The sequence below is a fragment of the uncultured Alsobacter sp. genome (genome assembly GCF_945952055.1).
In the GTDB taxonomy this organism is placed as follows: Bacteria; Pseudomonadota; Alphaproteobacteria; order Rhizobiales; family Beijerinckiaceae; genus Alsobacter.
In genome coordinates this window covers 26,339-52,216 of sequence record NZ_CAMFHB010000045.1, presented here as the reverse complement: position 1 = coordinate 52,216, position 25,878 = coordinate 26,339, and the positions used below count along the sequence as shown (strand labels likewise).

General features: G+C 69.6%; 20 protein-coding genes. 9 read left to right on the top strand and 11 right to left on the bottom strand.

Annotation, left to right across the window (positions count from 1 at the left end):
• Nucleotides 1-100: 100 nt before the first annotated feature.
• Both Q0Q47_RS24860 and Q0Q47_RS24855 read right to left on the bottom strand, forming a co-directional pair.
• Nucleotides 101-1,693, bottom strand: a complete 1,593-nt coding sequence (locus Q0Q47_RS24860) for an ABC transporter substrate-binding protein (protein ID WP_293866475.1) — start codon at nucleotides 1,691-1,693, stop codon at nucleotides 101-103.
• Entirely contained in the window at nucleotides 1,690-2,346 is a 657-nt protein-coding gene (locus tag Q0Q47_RS24855) for a cupin domain-containing protein (RefSeq protein WP_293866472.1), read from the bottom strand. Before Q0Q47_RS24855 ends, Q0Q47_RS24860 begins: the two co-directional genes overlap by 4 nt.
• A gap of 105 nt (nucleotides 2,347-2,451) precedes the next feature.
• Between Q0Q47_RS24855 and Q0Q47_RS24850 the strand changes: the two genes are divergently transcribed.
• Genes Q0Q47_RS24850 through Q0Q47_RS24825 form a run of 6 tightly spaced genes read left to right on the top strand, consistent with a single transcriptional unit; the run spans nucleotide 2,452 to nucleotide 7,050 of the window.
• The gene (locus Q0Q47_RS24850) at nucleotides 2,452-3,534 is read left to right on the top strand and encodes an ABC transporter permease (protein ID WP_293866469.1); all 1,083 of its coding nucleotides are present in this window, start codon (nucleotides 2,452-2,454) and stop codon (nucleotides 3,532-3,534) included.
• Nucleotides 3,531-4,433 (top strand): ABC transporter permease, encoded by a 903-nt coding sequence (locus Q0Q47_RS24845; protein ID WP_293866466.1) that lies wholly within the window; start codon nucleotides 3,531-3,533, stop codon nucleotides 4,431-4,433. Before Q0Q47_RS24850 ends, Q0Q47_RS24845 begins: the two co-directional genes overlap by 4 nt.
• Nucleotides 4,433-5,272, top strand: a complete 840-nt coding sequence (locus tag Q0Q47_RS24840; RefSeq protein ID WP_293866463.1) for an ABC transporter ATP-binding protein — start codon at nucleotides 4,433-4,435, stop codon at nucleotides 5,270-5,272. Before Q0Q47_RS24845 ends, Q0Q47_RS24840 begins: the two co-directional genes overlap by 1 nt.
• Nucleotides 5,269-6,009: an ABC transporter ATP-binding protein gene (locus Q0Q47_RS24835; RefSeq protein WP_293866460.1), complete on the top strand. Its 741-nt coding sequence runs from the start codon at nucleotides 5,269-5,271 to the stop codon at nucleotides 6,007-6,009. The genes Q0Q47_RS24840 and Q0Q47_RS24835 overlap by 4 nt, the downstream gene beginning before the upstream one ends.
• 26 nt (nucleotides 6,010-6,035) lie before the next feature.
• Nucleotides 6,036-6,536: a GAF domain-containing protein gene (locus Q0Q47_RS24830; RefSeq protein WP_293866458.1), complete on the top strand. Its 501-nt coding sequence runs from the start codon at nucleotides 6,036-6,038 to the stop codon at nucleotides 6,534-6,536.
• A gap of 58 nt (nucleotides 6,537-6,594) precedes the next feature.
• Nucleotides 6,595-7,050 (top strand): DUF202 domain-containing protein, encoded by a 456-nt coding sequence (locus Q0Q47_RS24825; protein ID WP_293866455.1) that lies wholly within the window; start codon nucleotides 6,595-6,597, stop codon nucleotides 7,048-7,050.
• A 169-nt stretch (nucleotides 7,051-7,219) separates the two neighbouring features.
• Here Q0Q47_RS24825 and Q0Q47_RS24820 read toward each other — a convergent pair whose 3' ends face one another.
• Complete coding sequence (locus Q0Q47_RS24820) at nucleotides 7,220-8,383, bottom strand: efflux RND transporter periplasmic adaptor subunit (protein WP_293866453.1); 1,164 nt, start codon at nucleotides 8,381-8,383, stop codon at nucleotides 7,220-7,222.
• Nucleotides 8,384-8,397: 14 nt separating this feature from the next.
• The gene (locus Q0Q47_RS24815) at nucleotides 8,398-11,562 is read right to left on the bottom strand and encodes an efflux RND transporter permease subunit (RefSeq protein ID WP_293866451.1); all 3,165 of its coding nucleotides are present in this window, start codon (nucleotides 11,560-11,562) and stop codon (nucleotides 8,398-8,400) included.
• Nucleotides 11,563-11,980: 418 nt separating this feature from the next.
• Here Q0Q47_RS24815 and Q0Q47_RS24810 point away from each other — a divergent pair, with 418 nt between their 5' ends.
• Nucleotides 11,981-12,562: a TetR/AcrR family transcriptional regulator gene (locus tag Q0Q47_RS24810; protein ID WP_293866448.1), complete on the top strand. Its 582-nt coding sequence runs from the start codon at nucleotides 11,981-11,983 to the stop codon at nucleotides 12,560-12,562.
• 188 nt (nucleotides 12,563-12,750) lie between these two features.
• On the opposite strand, the gene Q0Q47_RS24805 is transcribed toward Q0Q47_RS24810, so the two are convergent.
• The 3 genes from Q0Q47_RS24805 to Q0Q47_RS24795 all read right to left on the bottom strand — a co-directional run bounded on the left by Q0Q47_RS24805 (nucleotide 12,751) and on the right by Q0Q47_RS24795 (nucleotide 16,966).
• Entirely contained in the window at nucleotides 12,751-13,380 is a 630-nt protein-coding gene (locus Q0Q47_RS24805) for a cupin domain-containing protein (RefSeq protein WP_293866445.1), read from the bottom strand.
• Between the two features lie 347 nt (nucleotides 13,381-13,727).
• Nucleotides 13,728-15,074 carry a sigma-54 dependent transcriptional regulator gene (locus Q0Q47_RS24800; protein WP_293866442.1) on the bottom strand — a complete coding sequence of 449 codons (1,347 nt, stop codon included), beginning with the start codon at nucleotides 15,072-15,074 and terminating at the stop codon, nucleotides 13,728-13,730.
• On the bottom strand, nucleotides 15,071-16,966 hold the full coding sequence (locus tag Q0Q47_RS24795) for an ATP-binding protein (protein WP_293866439.1): 1,896 nt from the start codon (nucleotides 16,964-16,966) through the stop codon (nucleotides 15,071-15,073). Before Q0Q47_RS24795 ends, Q0Q47_RS24800 begins: the two co-directional genes overlap by 4 nt.
• Before the next feature lie 298 nt (nucleotides 16,967-17,264).
• On the opposite strand from Q0Q47_RS24795, the gene Q0Q47_RS24790 reads away from it, so the two are divergent.
• Nucleotides 17,265-18,611, top strand: coding sequence for a dicarboxylate/amino acid:cation symporter (locus Q0Q47_RS24790; protein WP_293866436.1), 1,347 nt, complete (start codon nucleotides 17,265-17,267; stop codon nucleotides 18,609-18,611).
• Between the two features lie 63 nt (nucleotides 18,612-18,674).
• Here the strand turns inward: Q0Q47_RS24790 and Q0Q47_RS24785 are convergent, their stop codons facing one another.
• The 3 genes from Q0Q47_RS24785 to Q0Q47_RS24775 all read right to left on the bottom strand — a co-directional run bounded on the left by Q0Q47_RS24785 (nucleotide 18,675) and on the right by Q0Q47_RS24775 (nucleotide 23,562).
• Complete coding sequence (locus Q0Q47_RS24785; RefSeq protein ID WP_293866433.1) at nucleotides 18,675-20,051, bottom strand: hypothetical protein; 1,377 nt, start codon at nucleotides 20,049-20,051, stop codon at nucleotides 18,675-18,677.
• A 176-nt stretch (nucleotides 20,052-20,227) separates the two neighbouring features.
• Nucleotides 20,228-22,675, bottom strand: a complete 2,448-nt coding sequence (locus Q0Q47_RS24780) for an FAD-dependent oxidoreductase (RefSeq protein ID WP_293866430.1) — start codon at nucleotides 22,673-22,675, stop codon at nucleotides 20,228-20,230.
• Entirely contained in the window at nucleotides 22,672-23,562 is an 891-nt protein-coding gene (locus Q0Q47_RS24775) for a choline/ethanolamine kinase family protein (RefSeq protein ID WP_293866427.1), read from the bottom strand. Before Q0Q47_RS24775 ends, Q0Q47_RS24780 begins: the two co-directional genes overlap by 4 nt.
• Before the next feature lie 204 nt (nucleotides 23,563-23,766).
• Between Q0Q47_RS24775 and Q0Q47_RS24770 the strand changes: the two genes are divergently transcribed.
• Nucleotides 23,767-24,564 (top strand): DUF1194 domain-containing protein, encoded by a 798-nt coding sequence (locus Q0Q47_RS24770; RefSeq protein WP_293866424.1) that lies wholly within the window; start codon nucleotides 23,767-23,769, stop codon nucleotides 24,562-24,564.
• Between the two features lie 12 nt (nucleotides 24,565-24,576).
• On the opposite strand, the gene Q0Q47_RS24765 is transcribed toward Q0Q47_RS24770, so the two are convergent.
• Complete coding sequence (locus Q0Q47_RS24765; protein ID WP_293866421.1) at nucleotides 24,577-25,779, bottom strand: amidohydrolase; 1,203 nt, start codon at nucleotides 25,777-25,779, stop codon at nucleotides 24,577-24,579.
• Between the last annotated feature and the right edge of the window lie 99 nt (nucleotides 25,780-25,878).

Here is a 25,878-nt window from a genome sequence, read left to right as displayed (position 1 = left end):
CCCCGAACGAGTGTTCACCATGTCTCCGGTCTGTACACCAAGCCCGGCCATGACGTGGAGAGGTGGGAGCAGCTCCCTGGACGTTGCCTCTGGAGCCGGCTCAGTTCTTCTTCACGAGACGATAGAACACGAAGTCGGACGTCGCGCCGTTGACGTAGCCCGACACCGCCGGCGCCATGGCCACGCGCGAGGTCGCCTGGAACATCACCACGATCGGCGACACGGCCTGCACCTTCTTCTGCAGGTCGAGGTAGATCGCGTTGCGCTTGGCCGGGTCGGCTTCCGCGAGCGCGGCCTTGGTGCCCTCGCTGAGCTCCTTCGGCGGCATCCAGGAGTTACGCCACGTGGTGGTCGACTGGTACTTGTCGTCCGAATTGTCCTCGTTGTAGGCGAAGGCCTTGGCGTTGGAATGCGGGTCCATGAAGTCCGGCCCCCAGAACAACAGGGCCGCCTTGTGGGTGCGGGCGCGGTACTTGGTGATCACCTGCGCGCCGGTGCCGGGGACGATTTCGAACTGGATGCCGGCGTCGGCGAAGCTCGCCTGGATCGACTGGGCCATGTCGGTGAAGGGCGCGGAGTTGATGACCTCAAGCGTGACCTTGATCGGCAGCGGCACCTTCGCGTCGGCGAGGATCTGCTTGGCCTTGGCCGGGTTGTAGGAATACGGCTTGTCCTCCAGCGCGCCCGGGAAGCCCGACGGCCAGAAGGCCTGGTGGGTCCGCATCTGGCCCTTCAGGAAGCTCGAGGTCATGCCCTCGTAGTTCACGAGATAGCGCGCCGCCTCCCACACCGCCGGGTTGGTGAGTTCCGGCGTCTTCTGGTTGAACGAGATGAAGTGGACGGCGGCCTGGGGATAGTTCTCCAGCTTGAAGCCGCCCTTCGTCTGCAGCCCGTTGATCTGGTCGGGCGTCAGGTTCTTGGCCATGTCGACGTCGCCGGTCTCCAGCAGCAGCTGCTGTGTCGCGGCCTCCGCCACGTGGCGGATGACGACGTTCTTCATCGGCGGCGCGCCCTTGAAGTAGGTCGGGTTCGCCGCGAGGCTCAGGATCTCGCCCTTGCGATAGGCGCGCAGCGTGAACGGGCCCGAACCGGCCGACTTGCCCTTGAGGTAGGCGTTGCCGAAGTCGCCGTTCGCTTCGTTGGCCTTCACGACGACGGAGTCGACGACCGAGCCGGGCCGGGCGGCCAGCACGTTGAGCACGAAGCCCGAGGCGAAGTTGCCCGTGTACTTGATCGTCACCGTGTTGCCGGAGCCGGTGACCATCTGCTCGACATTGTCCTTGTTCCAGCCGAGCTGGGTCAGGATGAAGGCCGGGGCCTTGTTCAGCGCCACGACACGCTTGAACGAGTAGATCACGTCGGCGGCGGTGAGCGGGTTGCCGGACGCGAACTTCACGCCGTCGCGCAGCGTGAAGGTGATGGTCTTGGCGGCGTCGTCGGCGACCCACGAGGCGGCGAGGCCGCCCGCCAGCTTCTGCACGTCGTCGGCGTCGTACTGGACGAGCCGGTCATAGGTCTGCGTCACGTACTCGCCCGACGAGAACTCGTAGGCCTCGGCCGGGTCGATCGAGACGATGTCGTCGATGTTCTGGGCGATGACGAGCGTGTCGGCGGGCGTGGCGGCGAGCACGGCGGCGGGCGCGACGGATATCAGCAGGGCGCCGGCGAGGCCGGCCAACGAGAACAGCTTCATGACTTCTTCTCCCTCCGAGGTTTAGCGGGTCTTGCCGTTTGCGGCGATGGTTGGATCGGGCGCACGGCGCGTGGCCGGAACATCGCGAGCGTTCCGGTCCAGAGCAGCCGCACGGGCTTCTTCGTGTGGTTCGCCCAGGCGTGCGGACGGTTGCCACGGAAATGCATGCTGTCGCCGGCGTTGAGCACCGACCGGTGCCCGTCGAGGCTCTGCGTCAGCGAGCCTTCGAGCACGTAGATGATCTCCTCGCCCTCGTGCGAGACCGTCTCCGAGACGAAGCCCGGCGGCACGGTCATGACGAAGGAGGAGAGCGTGTTGCCGGCGAAGTCCGCGGCGATGCGCTCGTAGACGCAGGATGAGCCGTCGACCTGGAAGCGCTCGCGTTCGCCGTCACGCGTGATTCCGTCTTCCAGCGAGGGCGTCGCGATGAAATAATCGATGCCGACGTCGAGCGACTGGGCGATCTGGGCCAGCGTCCCGAGGGAGGGGGTCGCGAGGTCGCGCTCGACCTGGCTGAGGTAGCCCACCGAGATTCCGGCGGCATCGCAGAGCGCCTGCAAGGTCATGCCGACCTGGCGGCGCCGGGCCCGGATGAGGGGACCGACCCTGGGGTGGCCGGAGCGGTCCGGCGCAACGGCGTGGGAAGCGGTCATGCGTGAGGCTTCATGCGCGGAGACGGGCCACCAAAATTTTCTTGATAGAAGCAAAAATTTTTGTACCGTCCAAGCAGTTTTTTGATGCCGACCCGGGAGGCACGCATGTCCGTCGAAGCCTCCATCGCCCCGGTGCCGGGCGTGTCGCGCCGGCAGGGCACGGCGGGGCGGAGGATCGTCCGGCTCGCGCAGAACCTGGGGGCCGTCGGGATCTCCGTCTTCCTCACGGTGCTGGGCCTGATGGCCATCACCTTCTTCATCGGCCGCGTCATCCCGATCGACCCGGTGGCGGCTGCCGTGGGCGACCGCGCGCCCAAGGACGTCTACGAGGCGACCCGTCTCGCCATGGGCCTCGACCGGCCGCTCTACGAACAGTTCTACCGCTACTGCGTCGCGGTGTTTCGCGGCGATTTCGGCATGTCGCTCTCCACCGGCAATCGCGTCGTCGACGACATCGTGCGCGTGTTCCCGGCGACCTTCGAGATGGCCTCGATCGGCATCGTCGTGGGCGTGCTGCTCGGCGTCCCGATGGGCGTGTGGGCCGCCGCCCGCCAGGGCTCGTGGATCGACCAGGTCATCCGCGTGCTGGGCCTGATGGGATACGCCGTCCCGGCTTTCTGGCTCGGTCTCGTCGGCCTCGCGGTCTTCTACGCGCGCCTGCGCTGGGTGGGCGGCCCGGGCCGCCTCGACATCGCCTATGACGGCATGGTCGATCCCGTCACCGGCATCCTGCTCATCGACGCGCTGCTCGCCGGCGAACCGGCGATCGCCCGCAACGCGCTCTGGCACCTCGCGCTGCCCTGCGCCGTGCTCGGTTTCTTCAGCCTCGCCTACATCGCCCGCATGACGCGCTCCCTCATGCTCGACCAGCTCGGGCAGGAGTTCATCGTGACCGCGCGGGTGAAGGGCGTGCCGGAGTGGAAGGTCATCTGGAAGCATGCCTTCCGGCCGATCCGCATCCCGCTGATCACCGTCATCGGCCTGTCCTATGCCGGCCTCCTCGAAGGCTCCGTGATGATCGAGACGATCTTCTCCTGGCCCGGGCTCGGCAACTACATCACGACGGCGCTCCTCAACGCCGACATGAACGCCGTGCTCGCCGGCACGCTGGTCATCGGCGCGGTCTTCATCGTCATCAACAAGGCCTCCGACGTGCTCTATCGCATCCTGGACCCGAGGGCGCGATGAGCGGGACGATCGCCTGGCTCCTCGACGAGACGCCGACATCGCGCATGCAGGCGCGGCTCGGCCGCCTTTACCGGCTGACGCTCGCCATCCTGGCCAATCCGCTGGCGGTGGTCGGCGCCGTCATCGTTCTGACGCTGGTGCTCACGGCGGCCTTCGCGCCCCTCATCGCCACGCACGATCCCATCGCGCAATCGCTCTCGGAGCGGCTGAAGCCACCTTCGGCCGCGCACTGGATGGGCACCGACGAACTCGGCCGGGACATCTGGTCGCGCGTCGTCTACGGGTCGCGCATCACGCTCACCATCGTGCTGCTGGTGGCGGCCATCGCGGCTCCGCTCGGCATGGTGATCGGCGCCGTGGCGGCCTATGCCGGCGGCTGGATCGACCGGGCCCTGATGGGGCTCACCGACATCTTCCTGTCGATGCCCAAGCTCATCCTCGCGCTCGCTTTCGTCGCGGCGCTGGGTCCGGGCATCGAGAACGCGATCATCGCCATCGCCATCACGTCGTGGCCCGGCTACGCCCGCATCGCGCGGGCCGAGGCGCTGGTCGTGCGCCGCTCGGAATTCGTTGCGGCGGTGGAACTGCAGGGCGCGTCCGCGTGGCGGGTGATCGTGTCCAACATCCTGCCGCTCTGCGTGTCCTCGATGATCATCCGCGTCACGCTCGACATGGCCGGCATCATCCTCACGGCCGCGGGCCTGGGCTTCATCGGCCTGGGCGCCCAGCCGCCCGTGCCCGAATGGGGCGCGATGATCTCGCGCGGACGCAGCTTCATCCTCGACCAGTGGTGGGTCGCCACCATGCCGGGCTTCGCCATCGTCATCGTCAGCCTGGGCTTCTGCCTGCTCGGCGACGGCCTGCGCGACGCGCTCGACCCGCGTCGCAAGGAGGGGTGATGAGCGACACGCTCCTGGAGATCCGCAACCTGCGGGTCAGCTTCCCCACGCTGCAGGGCGGGCGCGTCGAGGTCGTGAAGGGCCTCACCTTCGGGCTGGGCCGCGAACGCCTCGGCATCGTCGGCGAGAGCGGCTCGGGCAAGTCCATGACCGGGCGCGCCATCCTGCGCCTCATCCGCCCGCCGGGACGCGTCACGGCGGACCGGATGGACTTCCAGGGCAAGGACCTGCGTAGTCTCGACGAGAGCGCGATGCGCGCCGTGCGCGGTGCCGGCATCGCCATGGTGATGCAGGACCCGAAATACTCGCTGAACCCGGTGATGACCGTCGGCGAGCAGATCTCCGAGGCGCTCGAGACGCACGAGCGGATCGGCCGCCGCGACGTGCGCCGCCCCGTGCTGGAGATGCTCGAGGCCGTGCGCATCGACGATCCCGTGCGGGTGGCGAAGCTCTATCCGCACGAGGTGTCCGGCGGCATGGGCCAGCGCGTGATGATCGCGATGATGCTGATCCCGCGCCCGGCGGTGCTCATCGCCGACGAGCCGACCTCCGCCCTCGACGTCTCCGTGCAGGCGCAGGTGCTCGACATCATCGACGATCTCGTGCGCAGCCACGGCATGGGGCTCATCTTCATCAGCCACGACCTCGACCTCGTCGCCGGCTACTGCGACCGCATCCTCGTCATGAACCGCGGCGAGATCGTCGAGGAGTGCGCGGCGGGCCGGCTCTCCGAGGCAACCCATCCCTACACGCGCGGCCTGCTCGCCGCGGTGCCGCGCCTCGACGAGGTGCGCGACGAACTCCCGGTCATGGACCGCCGCGCGGGGGCGCCCGCATGAGCGCGCTGTCGATCCGCGGCTTGTCGGTGTCCTACGGCGAGACCACCGTCACGCACGACGTGAGCTTCGACGTCGCGGAGGGCGAGAGCTTCGCGCTCGTCGGTGAGAGCGGCTCGGGCAAGTCGACGGTGCTGCGCGCCGTGGCCGGGCTCGCCCGCGACTGGACCGGCGAGATCGTCGCCTTCGGCGAGCCGCGCACGCGGCGCATCGAGGCGTCCTTCGCGCGGCGCTGCCAGATGGTGTTCCAGGACCCCTACGGCTCGCTGCATCCGCGCAAGACCATCGATGCCATCCTCGCCGAGCCCTTCGCCATCCACGGCATCGGCGACACGGACCGGCGCATCGTCCAGGCCCTGGAGGCGGTGGGCCTCGACCCGCGCTTCCGGTTCCGCTTCCCGCACCAGCTCTCCGGGGGCCAGCGCCAGCGCGTGGCCATCGCCCGTGCCCTGGTGCTGGAGCCGCGCCTGCTGCTCCTCGACGAGCCCACCTCGGCGCTCGACGTGTCCGTGCAGGCCGAGATCCTGAACCTGCTGAAGCGCCTGCGACGCGAGCAGGGCCTGACCTATGTGCTCGTGACCCATTCGCTGCCCGTGGTGAGCTTCCTGGCCGACCGCCTCGCGGTCATGCGGCAGGGCCGCGTGGTCGAGACGGCGACGGTCGAGCAGCTGCGCGACGACACGTTCCGTGACCCCTATTCCCGCGAGCTGCGCCGCCTCAGCCAGCCTCACGCCCGTTGACCACTCCGCAAGAGACGAGAATCCCCATGACCCTGCCGCAAGCCGCCCTCGATACCTTCGATGCCGCCCTCGCCAGGGCGACCACGCCGCCCGAGGTCTGGACGGCGCTGTGCGCGCTCGGACGCGCGACCGTCCCGGCGAAGCTGTTCACGGTCATGCAGATCGACAACGTCCGCGAGGTCGCCGGCCGCGTTTTCACCAGCGACCCGGTCGCCTATCCCGTCTCCGGAACCAAGCCCTTCCGGTACGGCGACTGGTTCGACCAGGTGCACAAGCGCAAGGAACCCTTCGTCGCCAACACGCTCGCCGACATCGCCAAGGTCTTCCCCGACCACGAGCTCATCGGCTCGCTGGGCTGCGGTTCGGTGGTCAACCTGCCCATCGAGATCGGCGGCAAGGTCGTCGGCACCGTCAACATGCTGGATGCCGAACAGGCCTATGACCCCGCGACGGTGACCCAGGCGATGCACCTGCGCCTTCCCGCCAAGGCGGCATGGCTCGCCGCGCGGCACTGGGGCCAGGGTTAGTCGGCAAACGCCCGGGGCGTCTCCAGCCACTTTTGCCTGCGCCGCGCGTTCACTGCCCATGGCGCAGGACGACTCCACCTCCAGAACCGTCAAGGAGACGGCCAAGGCCACGCAGGCCGCGGCCGGCCATGCCGCCGCTGCGGCGCGCTCGACGATGTCGAGTGCCGACCGCACGACGCAGCTCGCAATGGACAGGACGGTGCTCGCCGCCGAGCGGACCTATGCCGCTTGGGTGCGCACCGGGCTCGGCGCCTTGGCGAGCGGGCTGGGCGCGCAGAAGCTGTTGGAGGGGGTCATCCCCCTGTGGCTGGTGCGATCGACCGGGACCGTGCTGGTGCTGTTCAGCGCGTTCTGCTTCCTCGCCGGCATCTGGCGCCAGCTCTTCCCGGACCGCAGTTCGCCCCCCTCCGACGTGCGGCACATGCCGACGCCCATCCTCGTGTTCGTGAACGGCTTCCTGGCCCTGGTCGCGCTGTCGGCGCTCGTGGCGGTGTGGCTGGGGCCGACGCGGTGAGCCACCCAACCATCCAGCCCCCAAGCCCCTCATCCTGAGCCACGGCCCGCCGGGCCGTGAGTCGAAGGACGCACCAGGGTGCAGCCGCAGGCAGTCTGCGTCCTTCGACTCGGCCGCTTTGCGGCCGGCTCAGGATGAGGGAGAGGGAGGCTGAAGGGACAGACGAAGGCTATCGCGTTGACGCCACCTTGGCCGGCATCGGCGACACCGGTGCGCCGGGGCCGATCTTCTGCAGGTTGCCCGTGATGACCTGGTCGCTGTCCTTCAGGCCTGCGACCACCGACACCAGCTCGCCGTCCGTGCGGCCGACCGTGACCGGGCGCATCTCGACCTTGTTGCCCTGGCCGACGACGTAGAGGTACTTGCCGAACTGGCTGGAGCCGAGTGCCGCCTGCGGCACCATCAGCATGTCGGGCTCCTGGCCGAGCAGGAGGCGGATGCGCACGTACTGGCCGGGAAGCAGTCCGCCGTCGGCATTCGCAAGGGTGGCGCGGGCCAGGATGGTGCCGGTGTTGGCGTCCAGCGCGTTGTCGAGGAAGGACAGCTCGCCCTTGCGCGACGCTTCGCCGGGGACGACCACCTCGGCCTCCACCTTGCCCTCCGACATCGCCTTGCGGACCCGCACGAGGTCGGGCTCGCTGGGGCCGAAGGTCACGTAGACCGGCGCGATCTGGACGAGGGTGTTCAGCACCGTCGAGCCGGCGCCCACGAGGGTGCCGAGCGAGGCCTGGTTCTTGCCGAGCCGCCCCGCGAAGGGCGCGCGGATCTCGGTGTAGGACCGGTTCAGCTCCGCCACCTTGATCGCCGTGCGATCGATGGCGAGAGCGGACTCGGCCTGCCGCACCGCGCTCGAGCGCTGGTCGAACGTGTCCTTCGACAGGTAGCCGCTCTTGGCGAGGTCCGTGCCGCGGTCGAGGCTGGACTTGAGATAGTCCAGCGATGCCACGTTGCGGTCGAGCTGCGCCCGTGCCTGCTCGATGGCGAGGTCGTAGTCGCGCGGGTCGAGGCGGTAGAGCAGGTCGCCCGCCTTCACGTCGGCGCCTTCCGGCACCACCTGCTCGACCAGATAGCCCGAGACCTTGGACTGCAGCGCCGTGCGGGCCACGGCCTCGGTGCGGGCCGGATACTCCAGCAGCACCGGCAGCGACTTGCGCACCGCGGCGACCACGGGCACCGGCATCGGCGGCATGGCGGGCGGCGCGGCCTGCTGGGGCGGCGTGGACGCGCCGGCCATCTCGCCGTACCAGCGCTTCAGGTCGTCGACGCGCGGGGCGACGACGACGCCGGCCCCGACGAGGACGAGAAGCGCGACAGAGGTTTTCCACAAACGCATGGTGTGGCTCCGGATCATTCGGCCGGATGGGGCAGGGGGCCCCGATCCGGCGCGTGGGGGAGATGTCCTTCGTCCGCGCGGCCGCCCTTGCGCTCGCGCAGGAACTCGATGGTCGCGTAGAAGACGGGCACGAAGATGAGGGTCAGCAGCGTGGCGGCGAGCATGCCGCCGAACACGGTGGTGCCGATCGACTGCCGGCTCGCGGCACCCGCGCCCTTGGCCACCATCAGCGGCACGACGCCGAGGATGAAGGCGAAGGCCGTCATCAGGATGGGACGCAGGCGCAGGCGCGCCGCCTCCATGGCCGCCTCGACGATGCCGAGCCCGTCCTCGCGGCGGCGCCGCGCGAACTCGACGATCAGGATGGCGTTCTTGGCCGACAGGCCGATCAGCATCACGAAGCCGATCTGCGAGTAGACGTCGATCTGCAGGCCCCGGATCTGGAGGGCCAGCAGCGCCCCGAACAAGGCGAGCGGCACGGCGAGCAGCACCATGAAGGGCATGGACCAGCTCTCGTACTGCGCCGCCAGGATCAGGAACACGAACACGATGGCGAGTACGAAGACGACCGTGGCGATCGAGCCCGCCTTGAGCTCCTCGAAGGTGATGCCGGTCCACTCGTAGCCATAGTCCGGCGGCAGGGTCTTGGCGGCGCGTTCCATCGCCGCGACGGCCTGGCCCGAGGAGTATCCCGGGGCCGCCGCGCCGTTGATCTTGGCGGAGGTGTTGTTGTTGTAGTGCGGCACGGTTTCCGGCCCGACGGTGGGCACGAGCGTCCCCAGCGTGTCGAGCGGCACCATCCCGCCGCCATTGTTCCGCACGTAGAGCCGCGACAGGTCGTCGGCCGAGGCGCGCGCCTGCTGCTCAGCCTGCAGGGTCACCCGGAAGGTGCGCCCGAACAGGTTGAAGTCGTTCACGTACAGCGAGCCGAGATAGATCTGCAGCGTGTTGAACACGTCCGGCAGATTGAGACCCAGCATCTTCGCCTTGTTGCGGTCGAGGTCGTAGGAGAACTGCGGCGTCGACGTGGAGAAGGTGCTGAAGAGCTGCCGGCCGTTGATCTCCGGTTGCTTGCGGGCCTCGGCGATCAGCGCCTGCGTGACCTCGTTGAGCGCGGCGGCGCCGCGACCACTGAGGTCCTGCACCTGGAACTCGAAGCCGCCGGTGGCCCCGAGCCCGGGAATCGACGGCGGATCGAAGGCGAGCACCAGCGCGTCCGGGATCATCAGGAGCTTCATCCGCACCGCGTTCACGATGTTCGACGCCTGCAGCTCGGGACCGCGTTCGTCCCACGGCTTCAGGATCGCGAACTCCACCGCGGAGTTGGACTGCGCGGCGTTGGTGAGGAAGTTGAGGCCGCTGATCGAGCCGACGATCTGGATGCCCGGCTGCGCCTGCAGGACGTCGCGGACCTGCGCGGCGACCGCATCGGTGCGCTCCAGCGAGGCCCCATCCGGCAGCTGCACCACCACGAAGAAGTAGCCCTGGTCCTCCACCGGCAGGAAGGTCGATGGAATGCGCTGCCACAGCGCCGCCGTCGCCCCCGTCCCCGCGAGGAACAGGACGATCAGCGCCCAGCGCCACCGCACGAGGCCGCCCACGGCCCGTGCATAGCCGTGCGACATCGAGTCGAAGGCGCTGTTGAACCAGCGGAACGGCGGGAAGCGCGGCGGGCCGCGATGGCGCAGGAACGCGGCGCTCAGCGCCGGGCTCAGCGTCAGCGAGTTGAAGGCCGAGATGCCGACCGAGATCGCCACCGTCAGGGCGAACTGGTTGTAGAGCCGGCCGGCCACGCCCGGGATGAAGGCGACCGGGATGAACACGGCCATCAGCACGGCGGTCGTCGCGATGATCGGCCCCGTCACCTCCTTCATGGCGACGCGCGTCGCCTCGAGGGGCTTGAGGCCGGCCTCGAGCTGTCGCTCCACGTTCTCGACCACCACGATGGCGTCGTCCACGACGAGGCCGATGGCCAGCACCATGCCGAGCAGGCTCAGCATGTTGAGCGAGAAGCCGAGCAGGTGCATCACCACCAGCGTGGCGACGAGCGACACCGGGATGGCGATGGTCGGGATGATGGTCGTGCGCCAGCTCTGCAGGAAGATGAACACCACCGCCACGACGAGCACGAGGGCCTCGCCCAGCGTGACCAGCACGTCCTTCATGGCGGCGGAGACGAAGCGCGTCGTGTCGTAGTGCATCGCGTAGGCGATGCCCTTGGGGAAGCGCGTCGAAAGCTCGTCCATCTTCGCCTTGACGGCGGCCTGCAACTGCAGCGCGTTCGAGCCCGGCATCTGGAAGACGCCGAGGACGACCGTCGGATCCTTTCCGAAATAGCCGGACGAGGCATATTGCAGCGCGCCCAGCTCGATGCGGGCGACGTCCTTCAGGCGCAGCACGGCGCCGGTGGTCGCGTTGGCGCGGATGGCGATCTCGCCGAACTGGGCGGGATCGGTCAGGCGCCCCATGGCGTTGACCTGCAGCTCGAAAGGCGTTCCGGCCGGGGCGGGCGCCTGGCCGATCTTGCCCGCGGCCACCTGCACGTTCTGCTCGGCGATGGCGTTCTGCACGTCGACCGCGGTCACGCCGAGCTTGGCGAGCTTGTCCGGATCGAGCCAGATGCGCATCGAGTAGCGCCGCTCGCCGAAGATCTGGACGTCGCCGACGCCCGCCAGGCGCTTCAGCGGATCGACGATCTGCAGGAAGGCGTAGTTGCTCAGCGTCACCGGGTCGACCGACCCGTCCGGCGAGGTCAGGCTGACGATCAGAACGAAGTTGGGGTTCTGCTTCTTGATGGTCACGCCGGACTGGTTGACGATCGCGGGCAGCGACGACGAGGCCTGGGACACGCGGTTCTGCACGTCCACGGCCGCGGTCGCGAGCGGATAGCCTACGTTGAACGTGACCGTGATGTTGGCGCTGCCGTCGTTGGAGCTCGACGAGGACATGTAGGTCATGCCCTCGACGCCGTTGATGGCCTGCTCCAGCGGCGTCGTCACCGTATCGGCGACGACCTGCGCGCTGGCGCCCGGATAGCGGGCGCTCACCACCACCTGGGGCGGCGTGATGTCGGGGAACTGGGCGACCGGCAGCAGGAAGTAGCAAATGCCTCCCGCCAGCACCATGATGATGGCGATGGCGGAGGCAAAGACGGGTCGGCTGATGAAAAAGTTGACCATGGCTATCTTCCGCGGGGGGACCCCGCCAATCCGACGTCTGCTGCAAGACGTGAGAGGCGAGCGCAATCCGACAGAAGTGCCGTCAGAGAGGGCGTGTTTGTAGCTGACTTCAGCTTCGAGGCAAGAGGGCTCCAGGCGCGGCGCAGCGCAGCCGGGTCGGCGCCATCGGCGCGCATCACGGCGCGAATGAGCGGATCGGAGAGGGCTTCGTCGAGCGTGAGATCGTCGCGGCGCATGGGCATGTCTCCCTCCGGCAAGAATCGGACCGGGCGGGCAACCGGTGCTGCCCGCTTGGTGTTTTCCCGTGTCTTGACGGTCTAGAAGGTGGGTGTTACCTGTCAGTAACAAGGCCAAGAGTTACCGACCGGTCACACCCATGTCAAGGGGGCAAGTGTCCCGCCGGTTGAAGGAGACCCTGGTGATCGACATTTGCGGGAAAGCCCGTCCGCGCGAGCGGATCGTGGAGACGGCGACCAGCCTGTTCCGCCGGCACGGCATTCGCGGTATCGGCGTCGACGCCATCGCCGAGGCGGCCGGCACCAACAAGATGACGCTCTACCGCCACTTCGGCTCCAAAGACGAACTGATCGCCGAGTGCCTTCGCCACCAGGCCGACAAGGCCGAACGCAAATGGGCCGACCTCGAAGCCGCCGCCCCCGGCGACCCTCTGGGCCAGCTCCTGGGTTGGTGCCGCCTCGCCGCCGAATTCCTCGCCCGCGAGGCCCAGGGCTGCGATCTGGCCAACACGGCCGTCGAACTGCACGAGGACGATCACCCCGCCCGCGCCGTGATCGAGGCCTTCAAGACCGCCCAGCGCGACAAGCTCGCCTCAGTCTGCCGCGCCGCCGGCGCCGCCGAGCCCGAACTCCTCGCCGACACGCTGCACCTGCTCATCGAAGGCGCCCGCGTCAGCCGCATGAGCGTCGGCCCGGGCGGCCCCAGCGCCCGCTTCCTCACCGCCGCCGAAGCGGCCGTCAGGGCCGCGGTCGGGGCGCGCTGAGGCTCAGCCTTCCTCTTTCACACCTTTTCCCCGTCCTGCCCGGGCTTGGCCCGGGCATCCACGACTTCGCCGGGCCAAGCGGAAGTCGTGGGTGGCCGGGCCAGGCCCGGCCATGACGGCTGGGAGGGAGAGGTCTTTCCCGGGGCAGGTCCGATAGCCCGGCGAAACGCGAAGGTGGGCCGGTCCGGTCAAACCCGCTCCGGATCCGGCTCCGCCCGCCCATGGGTGTGCTCCCACAGGTGCCCCATCCGCTTGCCGCGCTCCAGCGTCGTCTCGAAGAAGGCGGCCTTCACCGGTTCGGGCGCATGCGCCAGGTCATGGTGGTGCCCCATGCCGATCGTCACCGCGTCGCCCGGCCGCATATCGAGGAAGCGCCCACCCACCACCACGGTGGCCCGGCCCTCGAGCAGGAACCAGTACTCGTCGTAGTCGTGGTAGTGCGAATCCATCCGGGTGGTCTTGGCATAGGCCACCGGATCGCCCGTGTCGGTCGGGTCGGCCTCGTCCGCGATCCTGAACACGCCGCAGCCCGCGACCTCGTCGCCCCAACGCCCGCTCATGCGGATGAACTGGGACGGCGCGGAGCGGCTCCGCAGCGAATAGGGCCCCGGGTCCGCCACGTCGAAAAACTGCCCCTCGCGCAGCGACAGCGACCCCGCCGCATGCGCGATCTGCAGCACGCCGGCCGTGACGAGGATGCGCTCGCGCCGATGTCGGCGCGTGCGATCAAGGGTTTCCTCGGGGGCCAGATCGACGATCTCGAAGCTCTGGAGCTGGCACCAGGCAGGAAAGGCGTCACCGCTTCGGACGATGGACATGGGATGCTTCTCACTCCGCAAGGTATTCAATCGCTGTCGTCGTCCTGGCCCCCGCGCTCCTCATCCTGAGCAGCCTGCGAAACGGCCGCTGCGCGGCCTGCCAAGAGCGTGTGAATCTTTCGGCAGTCCAGCTGACACTTCCCTCTCCGCGTCCTGGCCGGGCTTGGCCCGGCCATCCACGACTTGAGAATGGCCCCGGCAAAGTCGTGGATGCCCGGGCCGAGCCCGGGCAGGACGGCGGAGGGGTGGTCGCGCACTGGAGGAGTTGGATGCAAAGCGGCGCCGAACATTGATTCACAAGCTCTCAGGATGAGGACCGTGGGAGGGCTTGCTGATCCGCACGGTCCTCATCCCCGCCGGAACCCCGCCGCCTCGATCCCGTGGCGCGCGAGCTTGTCGTAGAGCGTCTTGCGCGCGACACCCAGATCCTCGCCGACGGCACGAACGTCGCCCTTGTGGCGCGCGAGCGCGTCGCGCAGGAGGCCGGCCTCGAAGGCGTCGACGCGCGCCGCCAGCGACCCCTCGGGAGACCCCGCCGGTTCGTCTCCGGAGACGCCGACCCCGTCGAGGCCCAGCGCGACCCGCTCGGCCAGGTGGGCGAGCTCCCGGACGTTTCCGGGCCACTCTCGGGCCGCGAGGTCCGCGCGCCAGCCTGGCGACACCTCCGGCCGGGGCCGCCGGAAGCGCTCGGCGGCCCGGTCGAGGAAATGCTCGAACAACAGCGGCACGTCGGCGCGGCGCTCGCGCAGGGCCGGGAGCTTCAGGGTCACGACGTTGAGCCGGTAGTAGAGGTCCGGCCGGAACGCGCCGCGGGCGCTCGCCTGCGCGAGATCGACCTTCGTCGCCGCCACGATCCGAAGGTCGACGGGCCGCCGCTCGTTCGTGCCCAGCGGCTCCACCTCGCGCTCCTGCAGGACGCGGAGCAGCTTGACCTGCAGGCCGAGCGGCATGCTCTCGATCTCGTCGAGAAAGAGCGTCCCGCCGCTCGAATGCTCGATGCGCCCCACGCGGCGTTTCTGGGCGCCCGTGAAGGCGCCGGCCTCGTGGCCGAAGAGTTCGCTCTCGATGACGCTCTCGGGCAAGGCTCCGCAGTTGAGCGCCACGAACGGGCGGTCGCGCCGGCCGCTCCAGCGATGCAGCGCGGTCGCGACGACCTCCTTGCCGGTCCCCGTCTCACCCTCGACGAGGACGTCGACGGCCGTGTCGGCGATGTCGCGGATGGTCTTGCGCAGGCTGCTCACGGCGGGCGTGTCGCCGATCAGCGTCACGTCGCCCTCGCGCGCGGCTTCGAGAGCGGCCGCCAGGCGACGGTTCTCCAGGACGAGCCGGCGCTTCTCCAGCGCCCGCCCCACCGAGGCGATCAGCCTGTCGGCGGCATAGGGCTTGGCGAGGAAATCGTACGCGCCCTCGCGCATGGCCTCCACGGCCATGGCGATGTCGCCATGCCCGGTGATGAGAATGACGGGGAGGTCCCCGTCGGCGCGGCGCAGCGTGCGGAACAGTTCCAGCCCCGAGATGACGGGCATGCGCACGTCGGTCACCACGACGCCGGGAAAATCGCGTCCGAGCCTCTTCAGGGCCTCCTGCGCGGAGGCGAACGGCTCCACGGTGAAGCCGGCCAGCTCGAGGCTCTGGGCATTGGCCCTGCGGATCTCGTCCTCGTCGTCCACGAAGGCCACGATGCCGCCGGTCATGACGTTGCTCCTGCCTCGGCCCCGCGGAACGTCACCACGAAACTGGCGCCGCCGCCATCGGCCCGTCCCGCCACGATGCCGGCGCCGAACTCCCGCAGGATGTCGCGGCTGATGGCGAGGCCCAGGCCCAGGCCCGAAGCCTTGGTCGTGACGAAGGGGGCGAAGACGTCCGCCTCCCGCGCGTCCGGCAGCCCCGGCCCGTTGTCGACGACGGCCAGGATCGTCTCGCCGCCCTGCGTGCGCACCTCGATCCTGATGGCGCCGTCGGGCCGGCCCTCCAGCGCATCGAGCGCGTTCTGCAGCAGGTTCACGAGGACCTGCTCGACCCGCACGAGTTCGCCCTGCACGGGCAGGGGGCCCGCCGGAAGCGCGACGTCCAGGTCGACGCCCTGCCGCCGCACGCGGTGCTCCAGCAGCAGCAGGGAACCCTCGATCGCCTGGCGCAGGGACACCGGCTCGACCACGCCGGACGCCCGCCGCGCGAAGCCCCTCAGCTCCTGGGTGATGACGCCGATGCGTTCGGTGAGGGTGGCGATCGTGGAGAGGTTCTCGCGCGCGTCGCCCGTCCGCCCGCGGTCGATCAGGATGGCGGCGTTGTCGGCATAGGTCCGGATCGCGGCGAGGGGCTGGTTCACCTCGTGCGCCACGCTGGCGGCGATCTGCCCCATGGTGGCGAGCTTGTTGGCCTGGACCAGTTCGTCGCCGAGCTGCCTGAGCGCCGCCTCGGTGCGCCGCCGCTCCTCGATCTCGCTCTCCAGGCGGCTGTTGGCCGTCCGCAGCGCGCTGGTTCGCTCAGTGACCCTGTCCTCGAGGTCCTGCCGGACGGCCTCCTGCCGCCGGGCCCGCTGCTGCTGGCGGTTGCGCGCGGCCAGCCAGAGGCCGGCGCCGATGGCGGCGATCAGCGTGCCGAGCCCGGCGGTGAGGCGGGCCTGCCATTCGGCCCGGTTCAGCATCGGCTCCACCGGGGCCAGCATGTGCAGGGTCCAGGTCGTTCCCGGGACGATGTCGGCCACGTGAAGCGCCGGCCCGTCGGTGCCGCCGCCCGCCACCAGCAGCACGTCGTCGTCCTCGCCGGCCGGCCAGGGCCTGAGCGGGAGGGGCTCGAGATCCTTGTCGGTGACCCTGAACTCGGCCTGGACGCGCCGGCGCGCATCGGCGTCGAGCGGCCCGACGGTGCGGAAGCGCCAGGCCGGCCAGTCCGTGACCACGACCACGCCGTCCCGGTCGGTCACGTAGGTCCGGCCGCTGCCCCGCGCCCAGTCTTCCTCGATCGTCTCGAACTCCAGCTTCACCACCACCACGCCCGCGATCCCCCGGTCGTCGAGCACGGTGCGCGAGAGATAGAGGCCGGGCCGGTTGCTGACCGTGCCGAGCGCGAACTGCTCGTAGCCACCGCTGGTGATGGCATCGCGGAAATAGGGCCGGAAAGCGTAGTTCTGCCCGACGAAGCTGGTGCTCTCGCGCCAGTTGCTGGCGACGACGGTCAGCCCCGCTGTGTCCATGGCGTAGATCACCGCGGCACGGCTCAGGCGGGCGAGGTCCTCGAGCTTGGCGTCGAAGCGCTCGCGGGCTCCAGGCGATCCGCCGCCGCGCAGAACCTGCGCCAGGTCCGGGTCGCGCGCGAGGACGGCCGGCAGGGCCCTCTGCTTCTCGATCTCGCTGCGCAGCGCCGCCACGTGAAGGGTCGTGGCGGTGTCCGCCGTCCTGCGCAGGTCGTCCAGCGCCACGCGCCGTGCGAGCCGGCCGGCCGAGACGGTCGCGGCGAGCAGCACCGCGGCCGTGAGCACGATCAGGGCGACCCAGCCGCGCCACGGCCCACCGCGCTGCGCCTCGACGCTGGGCGTCGCGGGCGCGGCCACGGGAGGCGCCGGGCTGTTGGTGACGGCTGTCATGGCCGCAAGCATAGGCGCGCCGCGGCTCCGGGGCCAAGCGCCGGGCGGGTGCGGATTTCCGCACGGCCCCGGCGGACGGAGTCACGATTTCCGCCGGGCGGCGTCGTGCGCCGGCGCCAGGGCCATTGAAACGACTGGCGAATTCGCCGCGCCGGTTCTGGCACGTCCGTTGCGGACGGAAAAGCACCGTCCGGCTCTGCGGGCGGTAGAGGAAACCCCGGCGATCCGGCCGACACGTGGCACGAACGGTCAAACCGTAACGTCCCCGCCAAGGCCCGCCGACTGAGGAGGACGATCAATGGCCACTGCCATCGCCGGCGCCGCCCCAGCGCCCCGCAAGCCGCTCTACAAGGTGCTCTACGTCCAGGTGCTGTTTGCCGTCGCTTGCGGCATCCTTCTGGGCCACTTCTATCCGCAGCTCGGCGAGCAGATGAAGCCGCTGGGCGACGCCTTCATCAAGCTCGTGAAGATGATCATCGCGCCGGTGATCTTCCTCACCGTGGTCAGCGGCATCGCCGGCATGACCAACCTCGAGAAGGTCGGCCGCGTGGGCGCCAAGGCGCTCGGCTACTTCCTGGTGTTCTCGACGCTGGCCCTGGTCGTCGGCCTCATCGTCGCCAACGTGCTGCATCCGGGCTCGGGCCTTCACATCGATCCCAAGTCGCTCGACATGAAGTCGGTCGCGACCTACGCCGCCAAGGCGCACGACCAGTCGGTCACCGGCTTCCTGATGAACATCATCCCGGACACGGTCGTGGGCGCCTTCGCCTCCGGCGAGATCCTGCAGGTGCTGTTCTTCTCGGTGCTGTTCGGCTTCGGCCTCGCCTTCATGGGCGACCACGGCAAGCCGGTCCTCGACTTCATCAAGATCGCCGCCGAGGCCATCTTCGGCGTCGTCAACATCATCATGAAGGTCGCCCCCATCGGCGCCTTCGGTGCGATGGCCTTCACCATCGGCAAGTACGGTATCGGCTCGATCAAGAACCTCTTCTTCCTGGTCGGCTCCTTCTACCTGACCTCGGCGATCTTCGTGCTGGGCGTGCTCGGCCTCGTCGCCCGCTACAACGGCTTCTCGGTGGTCAAGCTCATCCGCTACATCAAGGAAGAGCTGCTGCTGGTGCTGGGCACGTCCTCCTCGGAGTCGGCGCTGCCTTCGCTCCTGCAGAAAATGGAGCGTGCCGGCTGCTCCAAGCCGGTCGTCGGCCTGGTGGTGCCCACCGGCTACTCCTTCAACCTCGACGGCACGAACATCTACATGACCATGGCCGCGCTGTTCATCGCGCAGGCCACGGACACGCCGCTGTCGCTGGGCGACCAGGTGCTGCTGCTGCTCGTCGCCATGCTGAGCTCCAAGGGCGCCGCCGGCGTCACCGGCTCCGGCTTCGTCACGCTCGCCGCCACGCTCTCGGTGGTCCCGACCGTGCCGGTCGCCGGCATGGCCCTCATCCTCGGCATCGATCGCTTCATGAGCGAGTGCCGCGCGCTCACCAACTTCATCGGCAACGCCGTGGCCTGCGTGGTCGTGGCGCGCTGGGAAGGCGAGTGCGACATGGACCGCCTGCACGCGGCCCTCGACGGCCACCCGCAGCCTCTGCCGGCCCCCGTGGTCGACGTGGCTCCGGTGCCGGTGCCCAAGGCCGCCTGACTGTCGCAGGCTCGACGCAGCCCTTCCCCGCGAGACGCGGGGGAGGGTTTTTTCATGCGCGCTTCAATAGCGCGCCGCCGCGCGGTTCAGGATGGCGCCGCTCTCGCCGACGATGGCGATCCGCCCGCCCTCCAGCCGCAGCTGCAGCTGGTATGTCGCGGCACCGGTCGAAATCGTGCCGCGCGCGGCGCTCGCGGCGCGCCAGTCCGTGATGGCGTTCACGTCGCACAGCCGTCCGTCCGGCGAGCAACTCGCCGTCACCGTGCCGGGCCGCACCGAGTAGGTCCTCTCGGGCCAGCGCTGCGCGAAGGCGCGCTTCTCGTCCAGCACGGTCTGCTTGCCCAGCGGCTTGCCGTAGTAGGTCACGACCTCCGCATAGGCTTCCTGCAGGGTGGCCATCGCGGTGCCGTTGTCCATCGACCAGCGTGCCTGCAACGTCGCCATGAAGTCGCGGGCCCGCTGCTCCGCCGAGGAGCCCGTGGCCGGCGCCGCGGATGCGACGGAGGGCGCCGGCGACGGAGTGCCGCCATAGACCACCTCGGCCATGCGTTCCGTGCGTGCGATCAGGCTGTCGTTGGGGATAGCGCCGGTCGCCACGAGCGCATCCTTGCGGGCGACGCCCGAGCCCTGCGGGAACGGCCCGATGACGACGGCATACCAGCCATTGACGTAGCGAAACACGTAGGTGTTGTCGAAGCGGCGCTTGACCTCGGTCGCGATCTGCGTCGCCTCCAGCATGGTCGGCCGGCTGAACACCTGGATCCAGTCGCCATACTGGCCCCACGAGCCGGGCGGCGGGGTCGGCGGGCTCGACGGCGGGGCCGACGCTGTCCCTGGCGTCGATCGGCTGGGGCCGTCGTTCAGGTTCACCTGCCGCACGTCGATCCCGATGCTCTGGGCGTCGGCGAAGGTCAGCCACTTGATCTCGTCGGGAGCCGCGCTCGTCACGTAGACCACGGCGCGCTCGGGCAGGCCGAGCTGGGCGACATAGGCGCCCACCAGTGCGTTGCCCACGGAGGTCGCCACCTTCACGTCGCCGGTCTGCACGTGGGCGGCATGGAAGCCGACCCGTGCCGTGCCGCTCATGGCGCGGTTGCGGCCGCCCAGCCACGCCAGCGCGCAGGCGGAGGCGCAGCTTTCCCCGTCGGACACGAAGGTCGAGAAGCCCTTGATGCGGATGGCCTTGCCGATCTCGATCCCGGCCTTCAGGTTGCCGCCATTGCTCTTGAACACGACGATCGCGTTCTCGTGGGGCAAGGCGACGTTGGCGAAGGTCTTCTCGTCCCCCAGCACCATCTCGCCCGAGATGAAGATGAGGACCACGCCGTTGTCGAGGCGTCGCGAGTCGATCGCCGCCGCTTGGACGGGCGAGGCCGCCCCCAAGACGGCCGAAAGAAGAGCGGCCCGCAGCGCGCTGCGAGCCAGGACCTGGAAGAGCATGCCATCCATCCGCATCGGATCGGTGGCGAGCCTCGTTCGAAAGGCCTTCGAGACCGTTGCCGCGACCGCGGACTCGCGCAGGGGATTTGCCCTTACGCTTACGGAGACCTTGCCGGATTCGACGCAATTCAATCCGATGCGCGATGGCGGGGGCGCCGGCGTTCCGGCGGCCGTCGTCAGGCCTTCAGTCGATCGCCCCGCGGATCGACCAGCGGGGCCAGCGTGACCCTGCAAGGCGTGCGCTCCATCGCGACCACGAGATCCCAGGCGCCGCTGGCGAGGAAGGCATCGTCGACTCCGTCGGCCCGGCGCACATAGCCCAGCCCGATGGGCCGGCCGACCGTGTAGCCGTAGCCTCCGCTCGACAGGTAGCCCACCGGCTCGCCGTCGCGCAGGATCGTCTCGCGCCCGAGAAGCACGACGTCGGGATCCTCGCACACGAAGGTCGCGAGGCGCTTGCGCAGGGGCATTCCCCGCGCGCGCTCCAGCGCGGCGCGGCCGATGAAGTCCCGGCCGGTGTCGAGCCGCACGGCGAAGCCGAGCCCGGCCTCGTAGGGCGTGTCGTTGGGCGTGATGTCGGCGCCCCAGGCGCGGTAGCCCTTCTCCAGGCGCAGCGACTCCATCGCCCGGTAGCCCGTGGGGACCAGTCCGAGCGGCTCGCCGGCAGCCATCAGCGCGTCGAACACGGTAGCCAGTCCCGGCATCGGCACGTGCAGTTCCCACCCCAGTTCGCCGACATAGCTGACGCGCAGCGCCCTGACGCGGATGCCGGCGATGTCGATCTCGCGCACCGCGCCGAAGGGGAACGCCGCGTTGGAGACGTCCGCCGGCGTGAGCGTCTCGAGGATCGCCCGTGCCTGCGGGCCCATGAGCGACAGCGTGCCGAACTCCTCGGTGACGTCGACGAGCAGCGCCTCCGAGCCGCGCGGGATGTGGTCGGCGATCCAGCCGGCGTCATGGGTGCGGAAACCCGTGCCGGTGACGATGTAGAAGCGGTCCTCGGCCAAGCGCGCGACCGTGAGGTCGCACTCGATCCCGCCGCGGGCGTTGAGCATCTGCGTGTAGGTGAGGCGGCCCGTCGCCCGCGTCACGTCGTTGGCGCAGATACCGGACAGCGCCCGCGCCGCATCGGCGCCGACCAGTTCGAACTTGGCGAAGGACGTCTGGTCGAACAGTCCGGCCCGCTCGCGGACGGCCCGGTGCTCCTCGCCGACGGGGGCGAACCAGTTCTGCCGGCCCATGGCGTAGACGTCCTCGGCCGCAACGCCCGGCGGCGCGAACCAGTTGGGGCGCTCCCAGCCCAGCTTGGAGCCGAAGACGGCGCCACGGGCCTTGAGCCGGTCGTAGAGCGGCGAGACGAGCCGCGGCCGCGCGCTCTCGTATTCCTCGTGCGGAAAGACGATGGTGTAGTGCTTGGCGTAGGCCTCCAGCGTGCGCTCGCACAGCCAGGCGCGGTCCTTGTGCAGCCCCGCGAAACGGCGGATGTCGACCACCCAGAGATCCATCGGCGCTTCGCCGGCCATCACCCACTGGGCCAGCACCCATCCGGCGCCACCGCCGCTGGCGATGCCGAACGCGTTGAAGCCGGCCCCGACATAGACGTTGGCCCGCTCCGGGGCCCGCCCCAGGATGAAGTTGCCGTCCGGCGTGAAGCTCTCCGGACCGTTGATCATCTGCTTGACGCCGGCCTGCGCCAGCGCCGGGACGCGGGCGATGGCCTGCGCCATGTGCTGCTCGAAGTGGCCCCAGTCGTCGTCGAAGAGCCGGAAGGCGAAATCGTCCGGCACGTCGCCCTGGGTCCAGGGGATCGGGTCGGGCTCGTAGCCGCCCATCACGAGGCCGCCGACTTCCTCCTTGAAGTAGGTGAGGCGGTCGGGATCGCGCAGCGTGGGCACGCCCGGCGCGAGGCCGGGGATCTTCTCGGTGATGATGTACTGGTGCTTCACCGGCTGCAGCGGAACGCTCACGCCGGCCAGCGCGCCCACCTGGCGCGACCACTGCCCGGCGCAGATCACCACCCGGTCGCAGGCGACGCGGCCCGCGGTCGTGTTCACGGCGACGACCCGGTTGTCGGCGATCTCGAACCCGGTGACCGCCACATCCTCGGCGATGCGGGCGCCGTGCATCCGGGCGCCGCGGGCCAGCGACTGCGTGATGTCGGAGGGGCTCGCCTGGCCATCGCTCGGCAGGTAGCTCGCGCCGACGAGATCCGACGTCTCCATCAGCGGCCAGAGCGCCTTGACCTCGGACGGGGACAGCAGGTGCATCTCGAGCCCGAAGCTGCGGGCCGTGGTCGCCAGCCGCCGGTACTCCGTCCAGCGCTCCGGGTTGGTGGCGAGCCGCAGGCAGCCGCTCATCGTCCAGCCCGTCGCCAGCCCCGTCTCCGCCTCGAGCCTGCGGTAGAGATCGACCGAGTAGCGCAGCACCTGGGTGATCGAGGCCGAGGAGCGCAACTGGCCCACGAGCCCCGCGGCATGCCAGGTGGAGCCCGACGTCAGCTTGTGCCGCTCGATGAGCAGCACGTCCGCCTTCTGGTCGCGGGCAAGATGGTATGCCGTCGAGCAGCCGATGATGCCGCCGCCGATGACGACGACCTGCGCATGCGAAGGGAGGGTGGTCGTCACAGCGGTCCGTGCCTGTCCTGGAAGGCCGCGAGGGCCCGTTCGGTGCGTGCGAGATAGTCGGTCGCGTAGCCGGCATAGTCCACGCCCGGCTTGCGCAGGTGGATGCCGGAGACGAGCGCCCACACCGCCTCGCGCAGCGTGCTGGCAACCTTCATGGCGTCGAAGCCGACGCGCAAGGCCTCGTCCGGCTCGCGCTCGAAATAGAGGCCGAGCAGGCGCTCTTCCGCATCCGGCGCCAGGCCCGCGTTGGTGGCGACGTTGGCGAGGTCGAACATCGCGGTCCCGAAGGCGCCGTACTCCCAGTCGATCAGCCACAGCCGGTCGCCGTCGTCGATGAAGTTTCCCGGCAGCAGGTCGTGGTGGCCGAACACGATAGGCAGGGGCGCCTGCAGCGCTTCCAGGCGATCCACGACGGGCATCCACCGGGCGAGCTCCGGCACGAAGGGGCTCTGCGCGGCCTCAAGCATCGCCGCGTAGTCCCGCAGGATGTGGAACACCCAGAAGATGCGGCCGGGCCCGGTCATCCGCCGGCCGACCTCGCGGTGGCAGCGGTGCAGCAGGGGAACGATCCGCTCCACGCCGGAGCGCATGTCCTCCTCGGTCCAGGTGCGGCCGGCGACGAAGCGGAACACCGAGACGCCGGGTTCACTGTGGACGAGCTCCGGCGACAGCCCTGCCGCATGGGCCGCGCGCGCGGCGGCCCATTCGTTGTCGCGAAACACGTGGTGCGCCGGGATGTCGCCGCCCAGGCGCGCGACGTAGTGCGCCGCCCCGTCCTCGACCCGGAACGCTTCGTTGCTGAGCCCGCCCTGGAGCGGGGACACGCCGACGGTCCGACCCTGCCAGCACGACAGCCCACGCACCCGCGCGACCAGCGTGTCGGTCATGTGATGGTCTCCCGTGGCGAAACGGTCATGGCCGCTTCCGATCATCGAAACGTGAATGGGTCGTCGGGGGGCGTCAATGGCACCTTGCGCATCGCTGGACGTCACCGGGCCTCTCGACGGTGACCTCTCCCGCCTGTGATCCGGGGGTGCCTTGCCTCCCGGTTCGCCTGTGCGACACTTGCTGACCGGAAGCGGAGCCCCCCGATGACCCGATGTCGTGCGCTTGGCGGACTGGCGTTCCTGATCGCGGCCCTGCTGCACCCGGCGGCCTCCCGCGCCGACGAGCTCGAGGTGGACCTCGCGCTGGTGCTCGCCGTCGACGTCTCCCGGTCGATGGACAATGAGGAGCAGGTTCTCCAGCGCGAAGGCTATGTCGAAGCCTTCCGCTCGGAGGTCGTGCACAACGCCATCCGCAACGGCATGGTGGGGCGCATCGCCGTCACCTACATGGAATGGTCGGGGCCGGGCCAGCAGGCGGTGGTGATGCCCTGGACCGTGATCGACGACGCGTCCGGCTCGCGGGCCTTCGCCGACCGGCTGGGCAAGGCGCCCATCGGCCGGATCTTCTCGACCTCGATCTCGGGCGCCATCGACTTCGGCGTCGCGCTGTTCCGGCAGAGCAACGTCACGGCGCTGCGCCGGGTCATCGACGTCTCGGGGGACGGGCCGAACAACACCGGCCGGATCGTGACGCTGGCCCGCGACGAGGCCATCGCGCAGGGGATCGTCATCAACGGGCTGCCGTTCATGGTGAAGCAGCCGACGGGCTTCGGGGACGTCGAAAACCTCGACCACTACTACGAGGATTGCGTCATCGGCGGCCCCGGCGCCTTCTCCATCCCGATCCGCGACAAGACCCAGATCGGCGAGGCCACCCGCAACAAGATCGTGCGCGAGATCGCCGATCTCGGGCCCGAACCGCGCATCGTGCCGGCCCAGGGCAGGCCGGCGGCCAATTGCCTGATGGGCGAGCAGCAGCGCCGGATGCAGTACGGCCCCTGACGCGCCGGCGTCTCAGCCCGGCGGCAGGCTGAGTTCCTGCCGGACCAGCTGCACCCAGTAGGACACGCCGTAGGGTATGGCCTTGTCGTTGAAGTCGTAGTCGGGCTTGTGCACGCCGACGTCGCCGCCTTCTTCCGCCGTGCCGTTGCCCATGAAGATGAACGCGCCGGGCTTCTTGCGCAGCATGAAGGCGAAGTCCTCGCCGCCGCCCGTCGCCGGCAGGTCGGCATCGACGGCGGCTTCACCCACCACGGCCGAGGCGGCGGCGACCGCCGCGTCCGTCTCCTCGCCGTGGTTGACCAGCGGTTCCGCCAGCCAGTCGATCTCGAAGGTCATGCCGGCGCCGTGCATCGCCGCCAGGCCGCTCGCCAGCTCGCGCATGCGCCGCTCGGTGATCTCTTTCACCGCGTCGTCGTAGTGACGGGTCGTGCCGGCCACCATCATCGAGGCGGGCATGACGTTGCAGGCTTCCTTGTCGCCGCCGCCGATGTGGCCGACGCTGATGACGGCCGGGTCGAAGGCCGAGATGTTGCGGCCGACGATGGTCTGGAGGCCCAGGACGTAGTGGGCGACGATGACCGAGAGGTCGGTCGACAGGTGCGGGGTCGAGCCGCCGTGGCCGCCCGTGCCGGTGAACGTCACGAAGAACTTGCTGCCGCCGGCCATCGCCGGGCCCTTGCGGATCCCGAACTGGCCGAGCGCCATGCCGGGCCGGTTGTGCATGCCGTAGACCGCGTCGCAGGGGAACCGGTCGAACAGCCCGTCGGCGAGCATGGCCAGCGCACCGCCGCGGCCTTCCTCGGCCGGCTGGAAGATGAGCTGGACCGTCCCGGCGAAGTCGCGGTGCTCGGCCAGGTAGCGCGCGGCCCCCAGCAGCATGGTCGTGTGCCCGTCGTGGCCGCAGGCGTGCATGATGCCCGGGTTCTTCGAGGCATAGGGAAGGTTCGTCTGCTCCGGGATCGCCAGGGCATCCATGTCGGCGCGAAGGCCGATGGCCCGCCGGCCCGGGAGCCTGCCCTTCAGCGTTCCCACCACGCCGGTCCCGCCGACGCCCTCGGTGACCTCGATGCCCCATTCCCTGAGCTTGGCCGCCACGAGGGCCGCCGTCCGCGTCTCCTCGAGGCCCATTTCCGGATGCGCGTGGATGTCGTGGCGAATGGCGACGAGGTCGGGAAGGATGCGTCCGATCTCGGAGGGCAGGGAATGGGCGGTCACGGCGGGGTCTCCTGGAATGGACGTCGCCCGAGGTTAGGCCAAAGCGTGAAGATCGGTCCATGCCTGTCTCGGCGTGGCAACCTTGCGGGCCGTGCACGC